At 72.1% G+C, this 19,227-nt stretch carries 13 protein-coding genes; 1 reads left to right on the top strand and 12 read right to left on the bottom strand.

What is annotated here, in order from left to right; translation table 11 throughout:
* Positions 1–9: 9 nt before the first annotated feature.
* The 4 genes from IDM40_RS14380 to IDM40_RS14365 all read right to left on the bottom strand — a co-directional run bounded on the left by IDM40_RS14380 (position 10) and on the right by IDM40_RS14365 (position 4,335).
* Positions 10–1,272 (bottom strand): HD-GYP domain-containing protein, encoded by a 1,263-nt coding sequence (locus tag IDM40_RS14380; protein ID WP_193122496.1) that lies wholly within the window; start codon positions 1,270–1,272, stop codon positions 10–12.
* The gene (locus tag IDM40_RS14375; protein ID WP_328807026.1) at positions 1,272–2,549 is read right to left on the bottom strand and encodes an HD-GYP domain-containing protein; all 1,278 of its coding nucleotides are present in this window, start codon (positions 2,547–2,549) and stop codon (positions 1,272–1,274) included. Before IDM40_RS14375 ends, IDM40_RS14380 begins: the two co-directional genes overlap by 1 nt.
* Positions 2,550–3,361: 812 nt before the next feature.
* On the bottom strand, positions 3,362–3,670 hold the full coding sequence (gene rsrA / locus IDM40_RS14370; RefSeq protein ID WP_193122495.1) for a mycothiol system anti-sigma-R factor: 309 nt from the start codon (positions 3,668–3,670) through the stop codon (positions 3,362–3,364).
* Positions 3,670–4,335 (bottom strand): sigma-70 family RNA polymerase sigma factor, encoded by a 666-nt coding sequence (locus tag IDM40_RS14365; RefSeq protein WP_193122565.1) that lies wholly within the window; start codon positions 4,333–4,335, stop codon positions 3,670–3,672. The genes rsrA and IDM40_RS14365 overlap by 1 nt, the downstream gene beginning before the upstream one ends.
* Before the next feature lie 358 nt (positions 4,336–4,693).
* Between IDM40_RS14365 and IDM40_RS14360 the strand changes: the two genes are divergently transcribed.
* Positions 4,694–5,515, top strand: a complete 822-nt coding sequence (locus IDM40_RS14360; RefSeq protein WP_193122494.1) for a class I SAM-dependent methyltransferase — start codon at positions 4,694–4,696, stop codon at positions 5,513–5,515.
* 46 nt (positions 5,516–5,561) lie between these two features.
* Here IDM40_RS14360 and thiC read toward each other — a convergent pair whose 3' ends face one another.
* The 8 genes from thiC to IDM40_RS14320 form a co-directional block, all read right to left on the bottom strand.
* The gene (gene thiC / locus IDM40_RS14355) at positions 5,562–7,223 is read right to left on the bottom strand and encodes a phosphomethylpyrimidine synthase ThiC (protein WP_235997585.1); all 1,662 of its coding nucleotides are present in this window, start codon (positions 7,221–7,223) and stop codon (positions 5,562–5,564) included.
* Between the two features lie 199 nt (positions 7,224–7,422).
* Positions 7,423–8,271 (bottom strand): SOS response-associated peptidase, encoded by an 849-nt coding sequence (locus IDM40_RS14350; RefSeq protein ID WP_193122493.1) that lies wholly within the window; start codon positions 8,269–8,271, stop codon positions 7,423–7,425.
* 10 nt (positions 8,272–8,281) lie between these two features.
* On the bottom strand, positions 8,282–9,391 hold the full coding sequence (locus IDM40_RS14345) for a DUF3068 domain-containing protein (protein ID WP_193122492.1): 1,110 nt from the start codon (positions 9,389–9,391) through the stop codon (positions 8,282–8,284).
* Positions 9,388–13,875: an alpha-(1->3)-arabinofuranosyltransferase domain-containing protein gene (locus IDM40_RS14340; protein WP_193122491.1), complete on the bottom strand. Its 4,488-nt coding sequence runs from the start codon at positions 13,873–13,875 to the stop codon at positions 9,388–9,390. The genes IDM40_RS14345 and IDM40_RS14340 overlap by 4 nt, the downstream gene beginning before the upstream one ends.
* The gene (locus IDM40_RS14335) at positions 13,872–15,197 is read right to left on the bottom strand and encodes a glycosyltransferase family 4 protein (protein ID WP_193122490.1); all 1,326 of its coding nucleotides are present in this window, start codon (positions 15,195–15,197) and stop codon (positions 13,872–13,874) included. The genes IDM40_RS14340 and IDM40_RS14335 overlap by 4 nt, the downstream gene beginning before the upstream one ends.
* A 215-nt stretch (positions 15,198–15,412) precedes the next feature.
* Complete coding sequence (locus IDM40_RS14330) at positions 15,413–15,553, bottom strand: hypothetical protein (RefSeq protein WP_017612178.1); 141 nt, start codon at positions 15,551–15,553, stop codon at positions 15,413–15,415.
* Positions 15,550–17,376, bottom strand: a complete 1,827-nt coding sequence (locus IDM40_RS14325; RefSeq protein ID WP_193122489.1) for a hypothetical protein — start codon at positions 17,374–17,376, stop codon at positions 15,550–15,552. The genes IDM40_RS14330 and IDM40_RS14325 overlap by 4 nt, the downstream gene beginning before the upstream one ends.
* Entirely contained in the window at positions 17,376–19,118 is a 1,743-nt protein-coding gene (locus tag IDM40_RS14320) for an SGNH/GDSL hydrolase family protein (protein WP_193122488.1), read from the bottom strand. Before IDM40_RS14320 ends, IDM40_RS14325 begins: the two co-directional genes overlap by 1 nt.
* Positions 19,119–19,227 lie beyond the last annotated feature (109 nt).

Below are 19,227 nucleotides of genomic sequence, written 5' to 3'. Positions count from 1 at the left end.
AGGCCCCCGTCACGGTCGCGTGAGCACCCGGGCGAGGGCGTCGACGACCTCGGGGTCGTACTCGGTGCCGGCGTCCATCCGCAGCCGTTCCACGACCGCGGCACGGCGTTCGGCGCCTCCCCCGGCACCGACGAGGTCGTCGAAGGCGTTGGCGACCTTGATGATGCGGCTGGCCATCGGGGGATCCCCGGCACGGCCGTCCCCGCCGACCGGTTCGCACTGGCGGCGCACGGTCTCGGCGACGGTGTCGAGCACCCCGGTCTGGCGGATGATGCCGGACCCGAGCTCGGCGATGCGGCGCTGTTCGAGGGGCGAGGCGAGCACGGTCGCGCCGCCCGCGATCGGTTCGCTCAGGGATAGCTGGCCGATGTCGTGCATGAGGGCGGCGTACTCGAGGCTGAGCAGGTCGGCCTCGGAGAAACCCATCTCGCAGGCCACGGCGTGCGAGATGCGGCTGACCCGGCGCGAGTGCCCGTTCTCGACGTAACCGCCGACCTCGGTGACCCGGGACAGCGCCCGCACGGTCTCCAGGTAGGTGCGGCGGATCTCGGCGTACCGGCGGAAGGCCACGTGCGAGACGAGCAGGGGCGCGGAGAAGACCAGCAGGCCCACGAGCCCGGAGACACTGCACGCCAGGGCGATGAGCACCGCCCCGGCGCCGATGACACCGCCGACCGCGGACTGGGCGCGTACCTCGTCGCGCACGGTGACCCACAGGCGGGTGCGCAGGCGCTCGGCGCGCAGGAGCGCGGCCAGGCAGGCGTCCAGGAGCCAGGCTGCGCTGACCAGGGCCAGCATGAGCAGGGTTGCGGTGACCGACAGCCCCGAGAGCGAGAGCTCCTCGGCCATGGGACGGAAGGTCCACGCCAGGAGCATGACGGTCAGCAGGCGGCGCGCGGCGTCCTCGGGGCGGGGTGCGCGCCCCACGGCCACGTGCGGGAGTTCGCCCATGAGCACGCCGATCGCTGCGACCGCCACGACCTGGGCGGCGGAGTGCTCGAGCGGCCCCTCCCCCAGGCTGACCACGAACGCGTAGCTGATCGCCCCGGCGGCGGCGACCGGGGCGACCTCGCGGTCCCCGGGCAGGGTGATGCGGGCCAGCTCGCCGCCGGCGACGAACAGGCAGAAGACGAGGGCGACGGCGGGTTCCTCGACCCCGGTCAGGGCGGTCCACAGCAGGGCGCCGGCGGAACCGGCCGCGACCAGGGCGAGCAGGGCGGTGCGCAGGGGACGCCGGGTCCAGTCCTCCTGCTCGGGCGCCTGCTGCTGCATCACTCGCGCCCGCCCGGACCGGTGAGGTCGCCCGGGCCGGCGCCGGCCGTGGCGATCTGGCCGTAACAGCCGCCGGGCGGCTCCTCGATGTCGGGTGTGCGCCAACCCTCGCGTTCGACCGCGCGGACCAGGGCCTCGACCATGCGGGGGTCGAACTGGGTGCCGGCGCAGCGGCGGAGCTCGGCGACGGCGGCCTCCACGCTCCAGGCCTTGCGGTAGGAGCGGGTGGAGGTCAGGCAGTCGAAGACGTCGGCGACGCTGATGACCCGCGCCGACTCGGGGATCTCCATGCCCACCAGGCCCATGGGATAGCCGCGCCCGTCCAGGCGTTCGTGGTGGTGGCGGATGCCGGCGAGGGCCTCGTCGAGGAAGCCGATCTCGCGGACGATCTCGTAGCCGCGGGTGGGGTGGAGCTTGATGGCCGCGTACTCGTCGTCGTCGAGCTTGCCGGTCTTCTGCAGGACCTTGGTCGGGACCCCGAGCTTGCCGATGTCGTGCAGCATCCCGGCGTAGCGGATCTTCTGCACGCGTTCGGCGGACATGCCGAGTTCGCGGGCGATCATGGCCGAGCCCTCGGCCACGCGCATGCAGTGGCCGCGCGTGTAGTGGTCCTTGGTCTCGACCGCCTGGCACAGGGTCTCGAGTGTGGCCTCGTGGGCGCGGACCTCGTTGGCCTGCTGGGTGAAGGTCCACCTGGCGATGAAGAGCGGGAAGAGCACGAGCAGGGGCGCGATGACGCCGACGCCGGACCAGATGGCCGCGATGGCCAGGCCCACCATCTGGTAACCGAGCGAGGTGACCTCGACGACGGCCAGGGGGCGGCGGCCGAGCACGTCACGGCTGAGGTGCTTGACCGCCCCGAGGGTCCACAGGAGTGCGCTCATGAGCGCGAGGTTGACGACGGTGTGGGTGGCCACCGCCGCCAGATAAGGAGCCAGGACGGCCGGGAAGTCCTCCCGTCCGGGGGACCCGACCGGGCCGCCCAGCATGATGTAGACGAGTCCGGCGGCGTAGGCCGAGAGCGCGAACTGCGCCCCGTTGAAGGCCCGTTTGACCACCGCCAGCCGGCGGATCACGAGGCAGGCGGAGAGCCCGACCACCGCGGCCCCGACCGGCCCCAGCAGGACCACCGAGGCCAGCGCGACCGCGGAACTCGGGGAGATCCCCGCGCGGACGTCGGGCAGCACCGCCGTCCCGATCGATTCCGCGACCACGAAGAGGACCGCGAGGAGAACCAGCGTCCGCACGTCGATCCCCGCGTGGGGACCGATCAACACCACGGCCGCCGCACTCACGACGACGACCCCGACGTAGACGCGAGCGCCCCCTGGAAGAGCCCGCACCCGTGTTCACCCCCCACCGACTGGCGACCGGACCGTCATGATTTCACCGGTTCTGTTCTACCACCAGGACCATCCGTTGAAGGTGGACGCGGCACCCACAGTGGTGGTCGTCCTGAGCATCGAAGCGACGTTCATCCGGAACTCCTTCCTCTGTCGCGCGGCGCACCGGCTAGCCCCCGAACACGCCGCGCAAATTACCCCATTCGGCGGATATGGAGGCCAGTTTAACGGCCAATCACAGCGCAACGATTACCACCAACCCGAACCGTGATCCATCCGCGCCCAAACCGGCCAGTATTTTTCGCCATATGGAATTACTAATTCAAGTCGTAATTCTGCACAGCTACCCTGCGTAACTGATCGCGCAAGCGCAGGGGGACGGAGTTCCCCTACAACGAGCCGCTTTCACGCTCCGGAGGCACGAACGCCATCAGCAGCGACTACCATGTGTAACCATGCAGAATCGACACAAAGAAGTTCGGCAAAAAACATTCCGCCCCGCCCACGACTCGAGAGAGTACCGCGCTCCGGGCGTGTCACCGGGCCCAGGATGCACTCTCCGACAATGGGGCACCGGACCAAAACCGGGTCCACCCGGTGAGTTGCAGAACTGAATTCCCACAAACGTCGCAAAACGGACCAACGCGCGCCACACAGGGACAGAAATCGTTCCGCCCCCGCACCGGAACACAGAAAGGGCGGCGGCCGAACAATTCGACCGCCGCCCGTCGTGGTGTGTGCCCGCCTCAGGCAGGCGCGTTCGGGGGCTCCGCGCCGGCCTCCTTGGCCAGCTGCTCGTTGCGTGCCCGGGCCAGCCGGGTCAGGACCTTGTCCCGCAGGTCGAGCGGGACGGGGTCGCACCCGCAGTGCTTGGCGACGAGCTTCTTCACGGCCTCTTCGAGCCCGTACTCCTCGAGGCAGGGGGAGCAACCGTCGAGGTGCTCGCGCACCACGTCGTAGTTGCCCGCCTCCAGCTCACCGTCGATGTAGGTGTACAGATTGTCGAGGACCTCGCTGCACGGGGTCTCGTTGTCCTTGCCGTGCCCAGCGCTCATCACCGGTCTCCTCGATCCGACCCAGCCGTCTCGGTCCGCGCGTCCGCGGACCCCGTCACCGCACCCGCCGTCTCGGCCGCACGCGCGGCCGGCAGGAACCCGCGGTCGACCGCGTACTCCTCCAGCAACGTGCGGAGCTGGCGCCGGCCACGGTGCAGACGGGACATGACCGTCCCGATCGGCGTCCCCATGATCTCGGCGACCTCCTTGTACGCGAACCCCTCGACATCGGCGAGGTAGACCGCGATCCGGAAGTCCTCCGGAAGCTCCTGCAGGGCCCGCTTGACGTCGCTGTCGGGGAGGTGTTCGAGCGCCTCCGCCTCGGCGGACTTCAGACCGGCCGCGGAGTGCGACGCGGCCTGGGCGAGCTGCCAGTCCTCGACGTCCTCGGTCCCGGCCTGCTTCGGCTCACGCTGCTTCTTGCGGTAGGAGTTGATGAAGGTGTTGGTGAGGATGCGGTACAGCCACGCCTTGAGGTTCGTCCCCTGCTTGAACTGGTGGAACGAACCGAACGCCTTGGCGAAGGTCTCCTGGACCAGGTCCTCGGCGTCCGCGGGGTTCCGGGTCATCCGCAGCGCCGCGGAGTAGAGCTGGTCGAGGAAGGGAAGCACGTCCCTCTCGAACCGCTGATCGCGCTCCTCGGCTGTTTCCTGCTCCTGGCCCATTTCCAAGCCTGTCGGCCTCCTCGCGCTGTTCCCCACTGGGACATCCGTATCGTCCCAACGATACGTTCCCACAGGTGGGGCCGGGGCACCGGCCTCGCGTGACGTCGCCCGCGTCTCCTCGCGCTCCAGGCACGACCCAGCTGTCGGCATGTGGCGGCCGCCTCCTCGGGGTCTCGCTTCAGGCCCCGGCTGCTCGTCCCGGGGCGCGGTGTCGAGTCACAACAACGGCGCTCCCGGACGCATTCCGCCGTCGGCGTGGACGAAGGTCCTGCTCCGTGAGAACTTCGCCGTTCGGCCCTGTCGGTGGAGGTGAGGCATGGCAGAGTGCGGGTAGGACCCTTTGAAGGATGGGAGAGGAGTGCACGTGCGACCGTCCTCGACCCCGGCCTCTGACCGCCCCCGTTCACCGGCTGCGCAGTTCGCCGCTTCCGACCGGCTCTCGGACTACTGGCGGTTCTACTGGGCGGTCGCCGAGGCCCAGATCGCCCGCTGGCTCCCTTCTTCCCCCTCCCGACTGCTGGACCTGTCCAGCCCCGATTTCCAGGGCACACCGCGCGCCGTCGCCGCCGGACACGACGTGGTCACGCTGCTGCCGTCCGCGGACATGGCGGTGCGCCGTCCGCTCACCCTGGTCAACGGACGCTCGCCGGTGCCGCACCCGGCCCCGCGCGGGCGGCTGCGGCACGTGGTGGGCGACTCCGCGTTCTTGCGGGGGTTCGCCGACTCCTCCTTCGACGGGGTCATCGCCGACAACCGGGTGCTCTCCCGCCATCTGGCCACCGAGTCCTCCGTCGCGGAGGTCGCGCGGGTGCTGCGCCCGGGCGGCCGTGCGCTGCTGGTGGTCGACTCCGTGGTGCTGGGCATGGCGCTGTTGGCCGAGCAGGACCGCTGGCCCGAGCTCAGCCACGCCCCGAGCGCGGACGTGCTGCTGGTGCCCTGGCCGGACGGGTCGATCACCCGGTGTTTCACCGCCGAGCAGCTCGCCGAGACCCTCGCCGACTCCGGCCTGGAGATGGAGTGGGTCAAACCCCGCACCGTGCTCTCGGCGTCGACCGTCGAGATGATGCTCGACCGGGACCCCCGTTCGATGGGGCGCCTGGTCGAGATGGAACTGCGGGCGACCGAGTCCGACGACTACGTCGGCGTGCACCTCGTGGCGAGCGCCCGCAAACCCGCCTGACGCACGGCGGCCCGGCGCCGCACGGACGCCGGGCCGGGGACAGGGGTCAGTCGGCCAGGGGCAGGTGGACACGGTTGCCGCCGTCGGCGAACTCGGCGGACTTGGCGGCCATCCCGTGTTCGATGGCCTCGGCGGTCTCCAACCCGTTCTCCTCCGCGTAACGCCGCACGTCGTGCGAGATGCGCATGGAGCAGAACTTGGGACCGCACATGGAGCAGAAGTGTGCGGTCTTGGCGGGTTCGGCGGGCAGGGTCTGGTCGTGGTAGGCCTGCGCGGTCTCGGGGTCCAGGGAGAGGTGGAACTGGTCGCGCCAGCGGAACTCGAAGCGCGCCCGGGACAGTTCGTCGTCCCACGCCTGTGCCCGGGGGTGGCCCTTGGCGACGTCGGCGGCGTGCGCGGCGAGTTTGTAGGTGATCACGCCGGTCTTGACGTCGTCGCGGTCGGGCAGGCCCAGGTGCTCCTTCGGGGTCACGTAACAGAGCATCGCCGTGCCGTGCCACCCGATCTGGGCGGCGCCGATGGCGGAGGTGATGTGGTCGTAGCCGGGGGCGACGTCGGTGGTGAGGGGGCCGAGCGTGTAGAACGGCGCCTCACCGCACAGTTCCTCCTCCAGGCGCACGTTCTCGGGGATCTTGTCCATCGGGACGTGCCCGGGGCCCTCCACCATGACCTGCACGTCGTGTGAGCGGGCCACGTGGGTGAGCTCGCCGAGGGTGCGCAGTTCGGCGAACTGGGCCTCGTCGTTGGCGTCGGCGATGGACCCGGGCCGCAGCCCGTCGCCGAGGGAGAAGGTGATGTCGTACTCGCGGAAGATCTCGCAGAGCTCCTCGAAGCGGGTGTAGAGGAAGCTCTCCCGGTGATGGGCCAGGCACCACGCGGCCATGATCGACCCGCCGCGCGAGACGATACCGGTGACCCGGCGGGCGGTGAGCGGCACGTACCGGAGCAGGACCCCGGCGTGCACCGTCATGTAGTCCACGCCCTGCTCGGCCTGCTCGATGACGGTCTCCCGGTAGAGCTCCCAGGTCAGCCGGGTGGGGTCGCCGTCGACCTTCTCCAGCGCCTGGTAGATGGGCACCGTCCCGATGGGGACCGGGGAGTTGCGGAGGATGCGTTCGCGGGTCTCGTGGATGCGCTTGCCGGTGGACAGGTCCATGACGGTGTCCGCGCCCCAGCGGGTCGCCCACACCATCTTCTCCACCTCCTCGGGCACGGAGGAGGTCACCGCGGAGTTGCCGATGTTGGCGTTGACCTTGACGAGGAAGTTCTTGCCGATCGCGGTCGGCTCGGACTCGGGGTGGTTGCGGTTGACGGGGATCACCGCCCGCCCGAGGGCGACCTCCTCGCGGACGAACTCGGGCTCCAGGCCCTCGCGTTCGGCCACGAAGCGCATCTCGGGGGTGACGGTGCCGGCCCTGGCGTGTGCGAGCTGGGTGTGCGCGCCGCCGGCCGGGGGCAGGGCCCAGTCGCGCCGGGTGGCGGGAAGGCCCTGGTGGACGTCGATGTCGGCCCGCTCGTCGGTGTAGGGGCCGGAGGTGTCGTACAGATCGAAGTGGCTGCCGTCGTCGAGTGCCACACGCCGTGCGGGCACACGGAGCCGGTGCCCTTCGGGGGTGTGGATCTCGCGGTGGACCTTGGCCGATCCCATGATGGGACCGGTGGTCACGCTCTGGTCCGACCCGTTGCCGTGGTCGTGGAGAGCGGTCATGGCATGCCTCCCTACGTCGGAATTACCCGAACAGGTTCTGCGGTCGGCGACACCGTTGAGCCGCCCTCTCAGCCCGCCATGGCGCGAGCTCCCGCTGCGTATTCACATGTGCTCGCGCACCCCCGTGGGGATGCGCGCGGCCGTGTGGCCCCCGACACCATAACCCTGTTCTGCCCCACCGTGTCCACAGGGGCGGGGGTCAGAAAAGTGTCTCGGGTTCGTCACCCCCGTCGGCGACCGGCACGAGGAGGCCGGGGTCGTTGTTCTTGACGCTGTTGACCTGGGTGGAGACCGGGTCGACGGAGAACCGGTCGACGGGGGTGTCCCCCATGACGTGCGCGAGTTCGGCGGCGCCGGTGCCCGGGTCCAGCCAGGCGGCCCAGTCCTCCTCGGGCACGACGACGGGCATGCGCTCGTGGATGAAGTCGAGCCCGGGCACGGCCGCGGTGGTCACGACGGCGCAGGTCCACAGCCAGGCTGCGGGGTCGTCCTCGGCGGCCTCGGGGTCGCGCCAGCGCTCGAAGATCCCGGCCAGGGCGAGCGGGCGGTCCTGCTGGTAGCGGACCGCGTACGGCTTCTTGGCCGAGCGCGCCTTGCGTTTCTTGTGCTCGGAGTCGGTGACCGGCGAGGTGCTGGCCTCGGCGCGGCCGTCGCGGCCGATGAGCTGCCACTCGTAGTAGGCGTCGGCGGGCAGCAGGCAGCGCCGGTGCCGGAACGCCGCGCGGAAGGCGGGTTTGTCGGCGATGGTCTCGGCGCGCGCGTTGATCATCTTGTAGCCGATGTTGCGGTCCTTGGCCCAGGACGGCACGAGCCCCCACCGCATGGTGTGCAGGGAACGCGGCCCGGGGGCTCCGTCCTGCCCGCCCTGCGGGGGCGGGCCGAGCACGGCCTGGACGGCGCTGCCGGGCGAGATGTTGTAGTCGGCGCCGATGTCCTCCAGCGGCGGCCACGACCGCGGGTCGGCCTGCTCGTCCTGTACCTGTTCGGGCAGGCCGAAGGCGAGCTGGAGCTGGTGGACGTTCCGGGACTGGGCATAGCGACCGCACATGGGCGCGATCCTACGGCGTCACGGACCCGGAACCGTGCTCGGCCGGGCGGTCCTCCTGCTCCCCGACCTCCGTGCCGTCCCCGGGCTCCCCGCCGGCGGACTCCCCCGCTTCGGCGTCCCGGTGTTCCTGCGCCTTCTGGGAGCGGGCGCGCAACAGGCCGGCGGCCAGGGCCAGCGCTCCGAGCGGGGCCAGGGTCCACGGCGCCCAGGTGTCGAGGGTGCGCAGCAGGACCGACTGCACACGGGCCTGTTCGACGTACCCGTCGACCTGGGCGTCGGCGAGGGTCAGGTCGGCCTCGAGCAGCGGCACGGCGTCGTCGCCGTCCTGGGCGCGCAGGGTCTCGGCACGGGTCTCCTGCACGTTGACGACCGTGCCGCTGACCGGTTCCACCCACAGGGTGCGGGTGAGCTCGAGCCAGCGGGTGGCGGTGACGGTGCCCGACGCGGTCGCGGAGAACAGGGCGGCGGGCACGTCTCGGGCGGAGTCGGGGACCTGGGTGGCCTCGACCGCCTGGGTGTAGCGGCGCACCGGTACCCCGGCGACCTCGTCCTCCTCCTGGAACTCCATGGAGGGGGCCGAGCGCACCTCCGCGTCGTAGAAGGGGTAGGAGTCGGCACCGGCCCCGGGCGGGAAGTGGTGGACGAGCCCGGCCTGGCGCACGGCCCGGTCGCCGTCGACGTGTTCGCCGCAGCAGTTGACGGCGCGTGCGGTGCTGCGGTCGACGATGACCCGGCGGCTCCAGTGGTCGACCATGCGGTCGGGGGCGGAGGTGTCCACGGTCATCTCCCAGGCCGACCAGTCGGAGCCGCTCGCGGTGGCGTCGACGGCGGTGTGCCGCTCCACCTCGCTGCCCTCCACCCACGACCAGGTGGAGGTGTCGAGGTAGGAGGCGTCCTCGTCGGTCAGGCGCAGCTCGTACTCGGCCTCGGCGGGCAGGAGCGCGACCTGGTCGTACACGTAGAGCGGCAGCATGACCGCCAGGGTCAGCAGGAAGGTTCCCGCCGCCACCAGGACGGTGCCGGCCGGGAGCGACCTGCGGGGTCTGCGGGCCGGCCCGACCTGGCTGTCGACCGGCCCGGGGTCGCGGGGTGCGGCCCCCACCTGGGACGCCGTACTCACGTGCGGACCTCCTCGGTGTCGGTCCGGGGCGTGCGTGCCCCGTCGCCCGGGCCGTCGCCGCCGGTGCCGTCGCCCTCGGGTCCGCCGTCGGGTCCCTCGTCGTCGGGGTCGTCACCGTCCCGGCCGGGTCCTCCGTCGCGGCCCTGTTCACCGCCGTGTCCGGAACCGGGGCCGACCGCGCTCTGCTCCGCCTCGGGCGGGTCGGCGTCGGCCGGGAGTCCGTCCCCGGGCTGGCCCAGGGAGAGCACGAGGCGGGCGAGCGCGGGCAGGCACAGCAGTTGCGGGATCCACCCGCGCAGGGCGCTGCCGATGAACTCGCTGACGTCGTGGAAGGGCAGGTACATGGCCAGGTAGGTGCCGCCGGCCATCGCCAGCCCGGCCAGGGTGAGCGAGGCCGCCACGGTCCAGGGTGCGGCCAGCCGCCGCAGCACGGTCCCGCCCAGGGAGGGCGTCCCCGGCCTGGCGTGGCGCAGCCGCTTGGGTGCGGACCGGCCGAGCCACCACATGGCGAGCAGGATCAGCCCGACGAGAGCGGCCCCGGCGAGGCCCGCCACCCAGACGCCGAAGGCCAGGCCCAGCGGCAGGACCGCCCGGCGTGCAAGCCATCCCGGACCGGCCTCGGGCAGGTCGCGGGCGCCGACCGGTTCCCCGGCGCGCAGGCGGCGTCCCCCGGGCAGCCAGCGGCGGGGCCACAGGGCCAGGACGGCCAGGAGCACGGCCAGGGCCGCCCCGATGCCGAGGGACACGTGGTAGGCGTTGTCGGGTGTGTAGGACAGCGTGACGGTGCCGCTGCTGCCCTCCGGCAGCACCCAGGCCTGTTTCCATCCCTCCAGCCGCAGGGGTTCGAGCGGCTGGTCGGAGCCCTCGAGGGTGGCCTCCCAGCCCTCGTTGAAGTTCTCGTTGACCACGAGCAGGCTCTCGTCCGCGACGTCGACGTCGAAACTGCGGCCGCTCGGTCCCCAACCGTGCAGTTCCTCGACCTCACTCATGGACACCTCGTCGCGGGCGCCAACGGCGTCGCCGGACTCCACGAGCGCCGAACGCACCTCGTAGCGGTTGCCGGGTTCGACGACCACACGGTTCTCCCCGGACTCCAGGTCCAGGCTGGTGCAGGCCTCGTAGGGCAGGGGTTTCCCGGTGAGCTGATCGGAGAGGCTGCCGCCGCTGATGCGGGTCTCGACCCGTTCGTCGTTGACGCGCAGGGTCGGGCCGAGGCCGCAGCCGGTGGTGGCCCCGCCGTCGGGCAGCGCCTCGACCTCGCCGACGCCGGGCAGGCTGATCCCGCCGACCTCCAGGGCCTGGCCCTCGGGGCGTTCGAAGCTCACGCGCACGGAGTCGGCGATCAGCGAGGTGAAGTCGACGCGGCCGCTGCCGTCGAGCCAGCCCTCGCGCACCTGGTCGTCGCCCTCGACGGTGACCTTGATCGGGCGCATGACGCTGTCGGCGCGGGGGAAGTCGACCTCGAGGTGGTCGATCTCGGTGGCCTGGCCCAGCTCGATGTCGAGCCAGGGTTCCTGCTCGTCGGGGTCCGGGTACCAGACCGTGCCGTCCTCGTCGTCGAGCGCGCCCCGGCCCATGGCGGCGGGGTGCTGCACGGCGGTGGAGGAGGCCGTCACGTGCGGGAACGGGCTCGCCCGGTTGGCGGCGTTCTCGGCCTCGCGGGGGTCGGTGAGCACGACCTGCCCGGAGATGGAGTGGGGTTCGGAGGCGGCGTCCTCCGACAGCGTGAACGTGCGGTCGAGCCCACGGGCGTCCTCGCCCTGGACCTGGAGCCCGGGGTTGCACACCCAGGCGTTGGGGCCCTCCATGCACCCGGGCACGGTACCGGTGGAGCCGGTGAAGAGGTGGCTCCCGGCGTCGGCGGGTCCGGGCACGTCCAGGGTGCGTCCGGCCTCCATCCCGGGCAGGGCGATGTCGGAGATGCCGACCCGGGTGCCGAAGCGGTCCTCCGGTTCCCAGGCGAGTTCGTCGATGCGTACGCGCAGGGTGCTGGTCTCGCCCGGCGGCGCGGTGACCTCCTGGGGTTCGTCGGTCTCCTCGACGGTGACCTCGGAGCTGCCCTCGTCGGTGATGAGGCTGACCGTGGAGGGCGGGGGTTCGTCGGCGAACTGTTCGAAGGCCATGGAGAGGCCGTCGAGGTCGCGCGGTTCGGCGAACTCGATCTCGATCCATTCGCCGATCGCCCCGGTGAAGACGCTGGAGCGCCACGACGTGCTGAGGTCGTCGTCGAGCGCGGCGTGCGGCGCGTGGCCCGGGTCGCGGTCGGAGGATCGGGCGTCGGCGCCGCTCTCGGCGGAGGAGGCGCGCACCGACTCGATGCCGAGGTCCTCGGCGTGGCCGACGAACCCTTCCCATGCGGGGTCCATGATGTCGGGCGCGGGGACGTCGCGTTCGAGCTCCTGGTCCTCGGTGAGGGTGGCGGAGACGTTGTTGCGCACGTCGGGGTAGACGACCTCGCGGCGGCGTGCGGTGTCGGTGACGACGGTGTCCTCGGCCGCGATGTCCTCGGCGGTGGGGTCGTCGCCGAGCACGACGGGGCGGTCGTCGCCGATCACGCCCTCCTCGGCGAGGTGGAGCATCGACTCCGGTCCGCCGGTGACCCGCACGGTCTCGTCCGCGGGCACCGTGCCCACGGTGGGTGCGGCCTCCTCGACCTCGTAGACGGTGAGGGAGGGGTGGGGCTGGTCGAACCACTGCGAGGCCGACGAGTGGTCGAGGGAGCCGACGGTGGGCCCGAAGGTCTCGGCCACGCTGATGCCCGGTGAGTCGTCGAGGGCCTGGTGCACACGGGCGGGCCAGGCGCCGTTGAGGTCGACGCGCTGCAGGTCGTTGCGGACCACCAGGTGGGTGACGCCCGTGCGGGCCAGGGTGTCGGCCAGGCCCTGGGAGCCGCGGCCGGAGGAGACACGCTGGTCGATCTCGTGGGTGAGACGGGAGGCGCCGGCCGAACCCCAGGGGATGATCTGGTGGTTGGTCCAGGCCCCGTCCAAGAGGGGTTGGAGGGGTTCGTCCATCGGGCGGCCCCACTCGTACTCACCGCGGGCCGACCCGGGCAGGGCCATGGTCATCCCGGTGTCGCCGGAGTTCTCCTCGAGCCAGTCGGCCGCCTCGTGCCAGTAGTCGGGGATCTCCTCGTAACCGCCGGCGGGCGCGACCCCGGCGGTCCCGATGGGCACGAGGGTGACCAGGAAGACCGCGGAGGTACCGCCGGCGACGGCCCTGCGCACTCGCCCCGACACACGTTCGCCCCGGCGTTCGGCCCAGTCCCGGGCCACGACCACGGGCAGGTGCGCCAGCCCCAGCACGATCGGCAACCGGATGAGCGCGTCGAACTTGTGGATGTTGCGGAACGGCGCGAGTGCCCCGTCGAACAGGCCCCGCATCGTCTCGGCGAACGGCCCGGTGAGGGTCCCGGTGTAACCGGCGACCACGATCGCGGTGCCGACCAGCAGGGTGGAGATGAGGAAGAGCCGCTCGGGCGTGCGCCGGTTGATGAGCCCGGCCAGCCCGAGACCGGCCACGAGCGCGGTGACGGCGATCAGCCACGGCGCGGTGGACAGCTCCGCGCCGGCGGGCAGGGCGGTGTTGCCCTGGTCGGGCAGGAACCCCATCCAGTTGGACGTGCCGCGCAACGCGTTGAGGATCGACGTCACGTCGGTGGTGACGGCGGCGTCCTCGGTGTAGGGCATGAACGAGTACACGTACCGCGACATGAGCAGCAGCGGCACGATGTACCAGAACGCGGCCAGCACCAGGGCGAGCGACCACCACCCCATGAGCCGCCACTTGCGGGGGCCGTTGGCGCGGGTCAGCAGGTAGAGCCCGGGCACGACCAGCACGGCGAGCTCGGAGGCGGCGTTGGTGCCGCCGCACATGAGGAAGGCCAGCCCGGAGAGCAGGGCCATGCGCGCGGGCGGGTAGCCGTGTTTGGCGCCCAGGATCAGCGGGAGCAGGATCCACGGCATGAGCAGCATGGGCTGCAGTTCCGCGGAGTTGTACGACAGCAGCGTGAGCACGCGCGGGGCCAGCGCGTAGGCCACCCCGGCGAGGATGCGGGTGTTGACGGTGCCGAGGCCGAGCGCCCGGGCGACCTTGTAGGTGCCCACGAACGCGGCGATGAGGAGCACGGCCATCCACAGGCGTTGGATGAGCCAGTCGGGCATGCCCAGCACGTCGAGGAGCGCGTGGAAGGGCCCGTTCGGGAAGAAGTACCCGTAGGCCTGGTTCTGGATCTGCCCGAAGTAGGAGGCGTCCCAGAGGTACAGGGCGCGCTCCATGAACCCCAGCGGGTCCGCCGTCATGTCGAGCTTGGTGTCGCTGACGATGTTGCCGGGGTCGATGCTGGCCGCCAACGCGCCCAGGAGCAGGCACACCGTGAGGACCTTGAGCCGCGCGAGCAGCGTGTCGTCCAGGGGTCCGCGCGGGGCGGACGGTGCGCCGGGCTCCTCCGGGCCGCGCCGGGCGGAGGGGTCCGCCGTAGTCACGTGGTCGTTTTCCTACCCGCTGGGTTGTTCGGGCCGCCGGGGGTCGTGCTGTCGGTGAGTGCGAGTTCGTTCGCGACCAGGCGGGTCATCCGCGCCCCGCTGGCCTCCCAGGTGAACCGGGACGCCCAGTCGCGGCAGGCGCGGCGGACCTCCTCGGCGCGGCGGGGGTCGGACAGTTCCTTGAGGGCGCGGGCGACCACGTCGGTGAGGCTCTCGCCGTCGCGGACGAGCCACCCGGTCTCCCCGTCCCGGACCGAATCGCGAAGTCCGTCCACATCGTAGGCCACGGTGGGCACGCCCAGCCGGGCGGCCTCGATGACGGTGAGGCCCCAGCCCTCGAACTCCGAGGCGGTCACGTGGAGGGTGCAGGCGCCCAGGACCGCGTTCTTGTCCTCCTCGGACAGGAACCCGTGGATGTGCACCCGGTCGGCGGTGCCCTCGCGCTGTACCTGTCCGGTGAGGCGTTCGCCCTCGGGCCCGCGCCCGATGACGTGCACGCGCAGGTCGGGGTGCTGGTCGCGGAGCCCGTGCGCGAGGGACGCGACCCGCTCGACGCGCTTCTGCACCACGAGGCGGCCGAGGCTGACCAGGGCGGGACTGCCGACCTCGGCGGGGGTGGGCGCGTCGTCGAGCGGCCTGCGGGGCCCGGACAGGCCGCCGTTGTGCACGATCTCGATGGGGGCGCGCCAGCCGAGCTTGTCGCGCATGGCCCGGCGGGAGGATTCCGAGACCGTCACCGTGGTGCAGCGGCGGTAGACGAAGGAGGCCACCGTCGACTCCATGAACCTGCCGAACCAGGCCAGCGGCGCGGAGAAGTAGGCGTCGAACTGGAGGTCGTGGACGTGGTGCACGACGCTGACCACGCGGGTGCTGCGGCGCAGCACGAGGCGGGACAGGAACGGGATGCCGTTCATGCAGTCGAAGGCGAGCTGGTACTCGCGGCGCCAGAGCGCGAGCCAGGCCATGACGCGCGGGTAGACGGTGAAGCGGCCGCCCATGCGGCGGATGACGATGCCGTCCTCGGTCTCCACCCGGGCCTGGTGGGGTTCGCGGCTGGTCAGGAAGGTGACGATGGCGCCGCGTTCGGCCAGGTGGCGGCTGATGCGCCAGGCGTACTCCTCGGCCCCGCCGGCGGCGGACTGCCAGGGGTCGCGCCAGTTGATCATGACGATCCTGACGCCGTCGAGGCGCGGGCCGAGGTCGATGGGGGCCTCCGTGGGGGCGGGTGCCGGGGCCGCTGCGGGCGCGGGGGCCACTGCGGCGGGCTCGGTGGCCGAGGGCGGACCGGCCGCGGACCGGTCGGGGGTCTTGGGGAAGACCACACGCTCTCCTTCCGCGCGGGATGCCCGGTGGGAGCTGCGTGGTGACCGTGCGCATGGGATTGGGCACGCTGAGCGACGGAACGGGGGCGCGTCGAACACACACCTGGCAGGCCCTCGACCGGACGTCGATGGGGTCAGCGGCCGGGGCCGCCGGGGGTCGGGGGGCGGGCGCCCCGCCCGGGGGCGAGGCGCCCTCGGTCCTCCGCTGCGACTTCCTAGCGGTCGCCGTAGTTGTAGAGGGTTTCGTTCACCGGTTCAGCGGTGGCGGTCGATTCCGTGGCAACACTGGTCGCCACGAACGCGGCGCCGCCGGCGAGGGCCGCGCCGATGGCGCAGGCGGCGATTACCTTGATCACGTGGGGATCTCCTTCCGCGTGCTCCGCCCCGCTCTGGGGCCGGGGCACTGGAGAACGAGACTAGAACCTGATCTACCTACAGACCAGATGATTGCCCCAACTGTAACTAACCCGCCGGTAACTTCCAACCCCGTTATGCCTGGTTTGTCGGCTTTTACCCGCGCTTCCGGAACCCGGAACAGGGTCATCTCCGACCCCTCGGACACCACCTCGAAACCCTGGCCCTCGGACCAGAACCCGTTATCGACCGGAGCGGACACGACGACGTATCGTGCCCCGAGCGCGCCGAGCTCCGCAGCAAGGTCCTCGCCGCGGGGCATCCCCGTCTCCGGATCGGGGTCCAGCACCCCCGCCACCTGCACGGCCAGCGGGTCCTCGCCCTCGACCACGACCGTGCCGCCGTCGGGGGTTCCCACCGACAGGTCGTCGTTCCAGACCGTGCGCCGGTCGAAGAGCTTGGTCGCCGGGTCCAGGGCCACGGTCGTCTCCCCCGACCAGTCGAGCCCGCGGTAGGCGCTCCACGGCAGCACCACCACGGAACCGGGGACGTCGTCGGCGGCCACCTCGTTCTGCGCGCGCACCCACTCATCCGGGTACTCGACCGGTTCCAGTCGGCCGCCCGCACCCCACACCAGCCCCGGCAGCACCACGACGGGCAGCAGCGCCGCGAACACCCCGGTTCCCACCCGCCACACGGGGGCCTGCGCCGCGCCGGCCGCCCACCACACCACGAACGCCAGTCCCAGGGCCTGAACGAGCCCGAGCGGGGCCACGTACAGCTGGGCGTCGCGCAGGGGACCGAAACCCGGCCACAGTTCGATGAGCCCCGAGGTGACCGCGCGTCCGGCCCCGGTGGCGCCGGCCAGTGCGATCGTGAACCCGACCGCGGCTCCCACGGAGAGCCCCGTGCCGAACACCGGACGGTCGCGCCGCAGCATCCACCACACCCACGTGGCGAGGGCCAGCACGCACAGCACCAGCCGCAGCAGCGCGGTCACGGGTTCGCCGTACCCCGGCGGGACCGCCCCGGCGTTCCAGACCCCGCCCAGGGCCAACAGCGACCCCAGGACACCGAACGGGGTGTCGGCGCGGGGCGCGAAGGCCTCCACCCCGCGCGGGTCGGTCACTGCTCCCGCGGTCAGCGACGGCACCAGCCACGGGAGCGACACCAGTACCAGGGCGGCCGCGAACAGCCCTGCGCGCGCCCACCAGCGCAGTGCACGGGGACCGCGCCGCCAAAGCGCGACCGGACCCGCCGCCAGGGCCGAGAGCAGGACCGAGGAGAACCCGCCGACCGCCGCAGGGATGAGCGCACACACCAGCCCGGCCAGGCCCCGGCCCGGGGAGCGCTCGGCCAGGCGTGCGGTCGCCGCCACCACCCACGGCAGCCCCGCGTACCCCAACAGCACCGCCCATTGGCCGAGCAGCAGGCGTTCGGCCACGAACGGGTTCCAGACGTAGGCGACACCGGCCGCCACCGAAGCGACCGCCGTACCGGCGGTCGGCCCGTCAGCGGAGGAGAGCAGTCGCAGGGCCAGGCGCGCCGCACCGGCCCCGCCGAGCACGAAGACCGCCAGGAGCGCCAGGGACTGCACCAGGTCGCCCGGCAGCACCGACGACAGCGCCCCGACCACGGCGTCGCTGGGGATCGCGCGCGGGAACCCGTCGGCGTCCGCCAGCACCCCGCGCACCGACAGGTCCGGTACGAACACCATGTCGTAGCGCAGGACGAACCCCCGCCCGAGCGCGGGGCCGAGCGCGAGCACACCCGCGACCAGGCCCACCGCCCACGGCAGGAGCCGCGCGGTCCAGGCGCCGCGCATCAGGCCTCCAGCAGCACCGGGTCGGAGTACCCGCCCGGGACGTAGTCGCGGTAGGAGCGCACGACCACCTCGTGCGGGCCGGAGACCGTCGGGCCCCACAGGGGATCGGAACCGACCGACCCCTGGCCCTGCCAGCCCTCGCCCTCGCCGGGGCCCTGCCCGTCGCGGGGTTCGCAGACCGGCTCGGCCGCGATCCCCGGCGGGTCCGGCGACTCGTCGGGTTCGGGCGGCGCGGGCGGCGGCGGGCTCGGGGACTCGGGCGGCGGCGAGGCGGGCGCCTCGTGGTCCTGGTCGTGTTCCCCGGCCGGTGCGCGTCCGCTCTCCGGTCCGGTGTTCTGGGACGGCAGTGGGCGGCGGCTGTCGTCACTCACCGAGCAGTCCAGGGTGCGTACCCACACCTCGTAGTGGGACGCGGAACCGACCTCGTCCCACACCACCGTGCCGTCCGCGCGTACCGACAGGGTGTCCGGGCCCGGGGGCGGATCGTCGTCGTAGACCACCTCCAGCGGGTCGGAGCCCACCCCGGCGTCACGGCCCTTGTACGGGTGCACGACGAACTCGTACGCGGCCCCGCTCAGCAGTGACTCCACGAGCACCGACCGGCGCCCGCCGTCGCGTTCGACGTCCAGGGGCAGCACGGCGGCATCGTCCGGTTCGGGTTCGGTGCGGCGCTGCTCCACCCGGTAGTCGGTGGCGCCGGGGACCTGGTCCCACGAGATGCGCAGCCCGTCGCCGGCCTCCTCGGCCTCGGGGTCGGGCGGGGTGCGCGGTCCGGCCGAGAGCTCCGGGAGCGGCCTGGGGAAGGGTTCACCGACCTCCAGCGGGTCTGCGAGGGCGTCGGCGAAGGCCGCGGCGATCTTGACCTCGCCCCGCGCGTTGGGGTGGGCCTCGTCCCAGTTGTCGAACTCGGGGGCGTAGTCCTCGGAGACCTGCGCGATCACCACCGGGGAGGAACCGGAGGACAGCTGCTCGGCCAGGTCGACCAGGCCCATGTTGAAGCGGTCGATGCGTTCGTTGACGGCCGTGTCGTCGCCGGTGCCCTCCACCCGGGGCAGCTCCCCGATCACGAAGCGGGCGTCCTCCAGGGCCACGCGCGCGGTCGAGACCGTCTCGCCGATGCCCTCGAGGACCAGGTCTGGGTCGCCTCCGGACAGCAGGTCGTCGGAGCCGGCCAGGATCAGCAGGTAGTGCGGTTCGTGCTCAGCGGCGGACTCGGCGATGCCGTCGGCCATGTCGTCGACGCTCTGGCCCCAGCGGGCGGCGTGGGCGGTGTCGAAGTCCGGTTCGGCGTAATTGTGGTCGCCGTGGCCGTCCTCCTCCAGGGAGTACATGTCGTCGTGCGGGCCCACGAAGGAGAAGTCGACGTCAGCGCCGTCCAGGTGCGACCACAGGTGGTAGCGCCAGGTGTGGTCGCCGCTGCTGCCCTGGGTGAGGCCGTCGCCGACGGGCATGACACGCAGCTCGCCGTCGGGCGGCCCCGGGAACGCCGCGGGCTGGTCGCCGGCCTCCTCACCGCTCTCGCCGAAACCCCCGGACCCGTGCTGGATGATCAGCAGGGTCACGGCCATGGCGGCGAGCATGACGCCGAGAAGGCCGAGAGGGCCGGGCTCGAACCGGCGGGACCGGGCGCGGGCGGGGACCAGGTCGCGCCAGGTGCGGCCGCGCCAGTGGGAGGCGGTGAACCACGCCGACGCACGCGACCACCGCGAGGTCTGCTCCTCCGTGTCCCGTTGGTCCTGCACTGTGCCCCGATCCGTCGACCATCACCGCCCGAGCGCTCCTGAACAGGTTCTCACGACGGGAGCCGGACTCCCCCCGGGCACCTGTTCAGACGAGGATAGGCGCACTGGT

The organism is Nocardiopsis coralli (assembly GCF_014892575.1).
Classification (GTDB): Bacteria; Actinomycetota; Actinomycetes; order Streptosporangiales; family Streptosporangiaceae; genus Nocardiopsis; species Nocardiopsis coralli.
This window is presented reverse-complemented; position numbering and strand designations above follow the sequence as displayed.

Coding starts and splice junctions, on each gene's coding strand:
- IDM40_RS14365 (WP_193122565.1), bottom strand. CDS start 4,335: ATGGGCCAGGAGCAGGAAACAGCCGAGGAGCGCGATCAGCGGTTCGAG.
- rsrA (WP_193122495.1), bottom strand. CDS start 3,670: ATGAGCGCTGGGCACGGCAAGGACAACGAGACCCCGTGCAGCGAGGTC.
- thiC (WP_235997585.1), bottom strand. CDS start 7,223: ATGACCGCTCTCCACGACCACGGCAACGGGTCGGACCAGAGCGTGACC.
- IDM40_RS14350 (WP_193122493.1), bottom strand. CDS start 8,271: ATGTGCGGTCGCTATGCCCAGTCCCGGAACGTCCACCAGCTCCAGCTC.
- IDM40_RS14325 (WP_193122489.1), bottom strand. CDS start 17,376: ATGCGCGGCGCCTGGACCGCGCGGCTCCTGCCGTGGGCGGTGGGCCTG.
- IDM40_RS14380 (WP_193122496.1), bottom strand. CDS start 1,272: ATGCAGCAGCAGGCGCCCGAGCAGGAGGACTGGACCCGGCGTCCCCTG.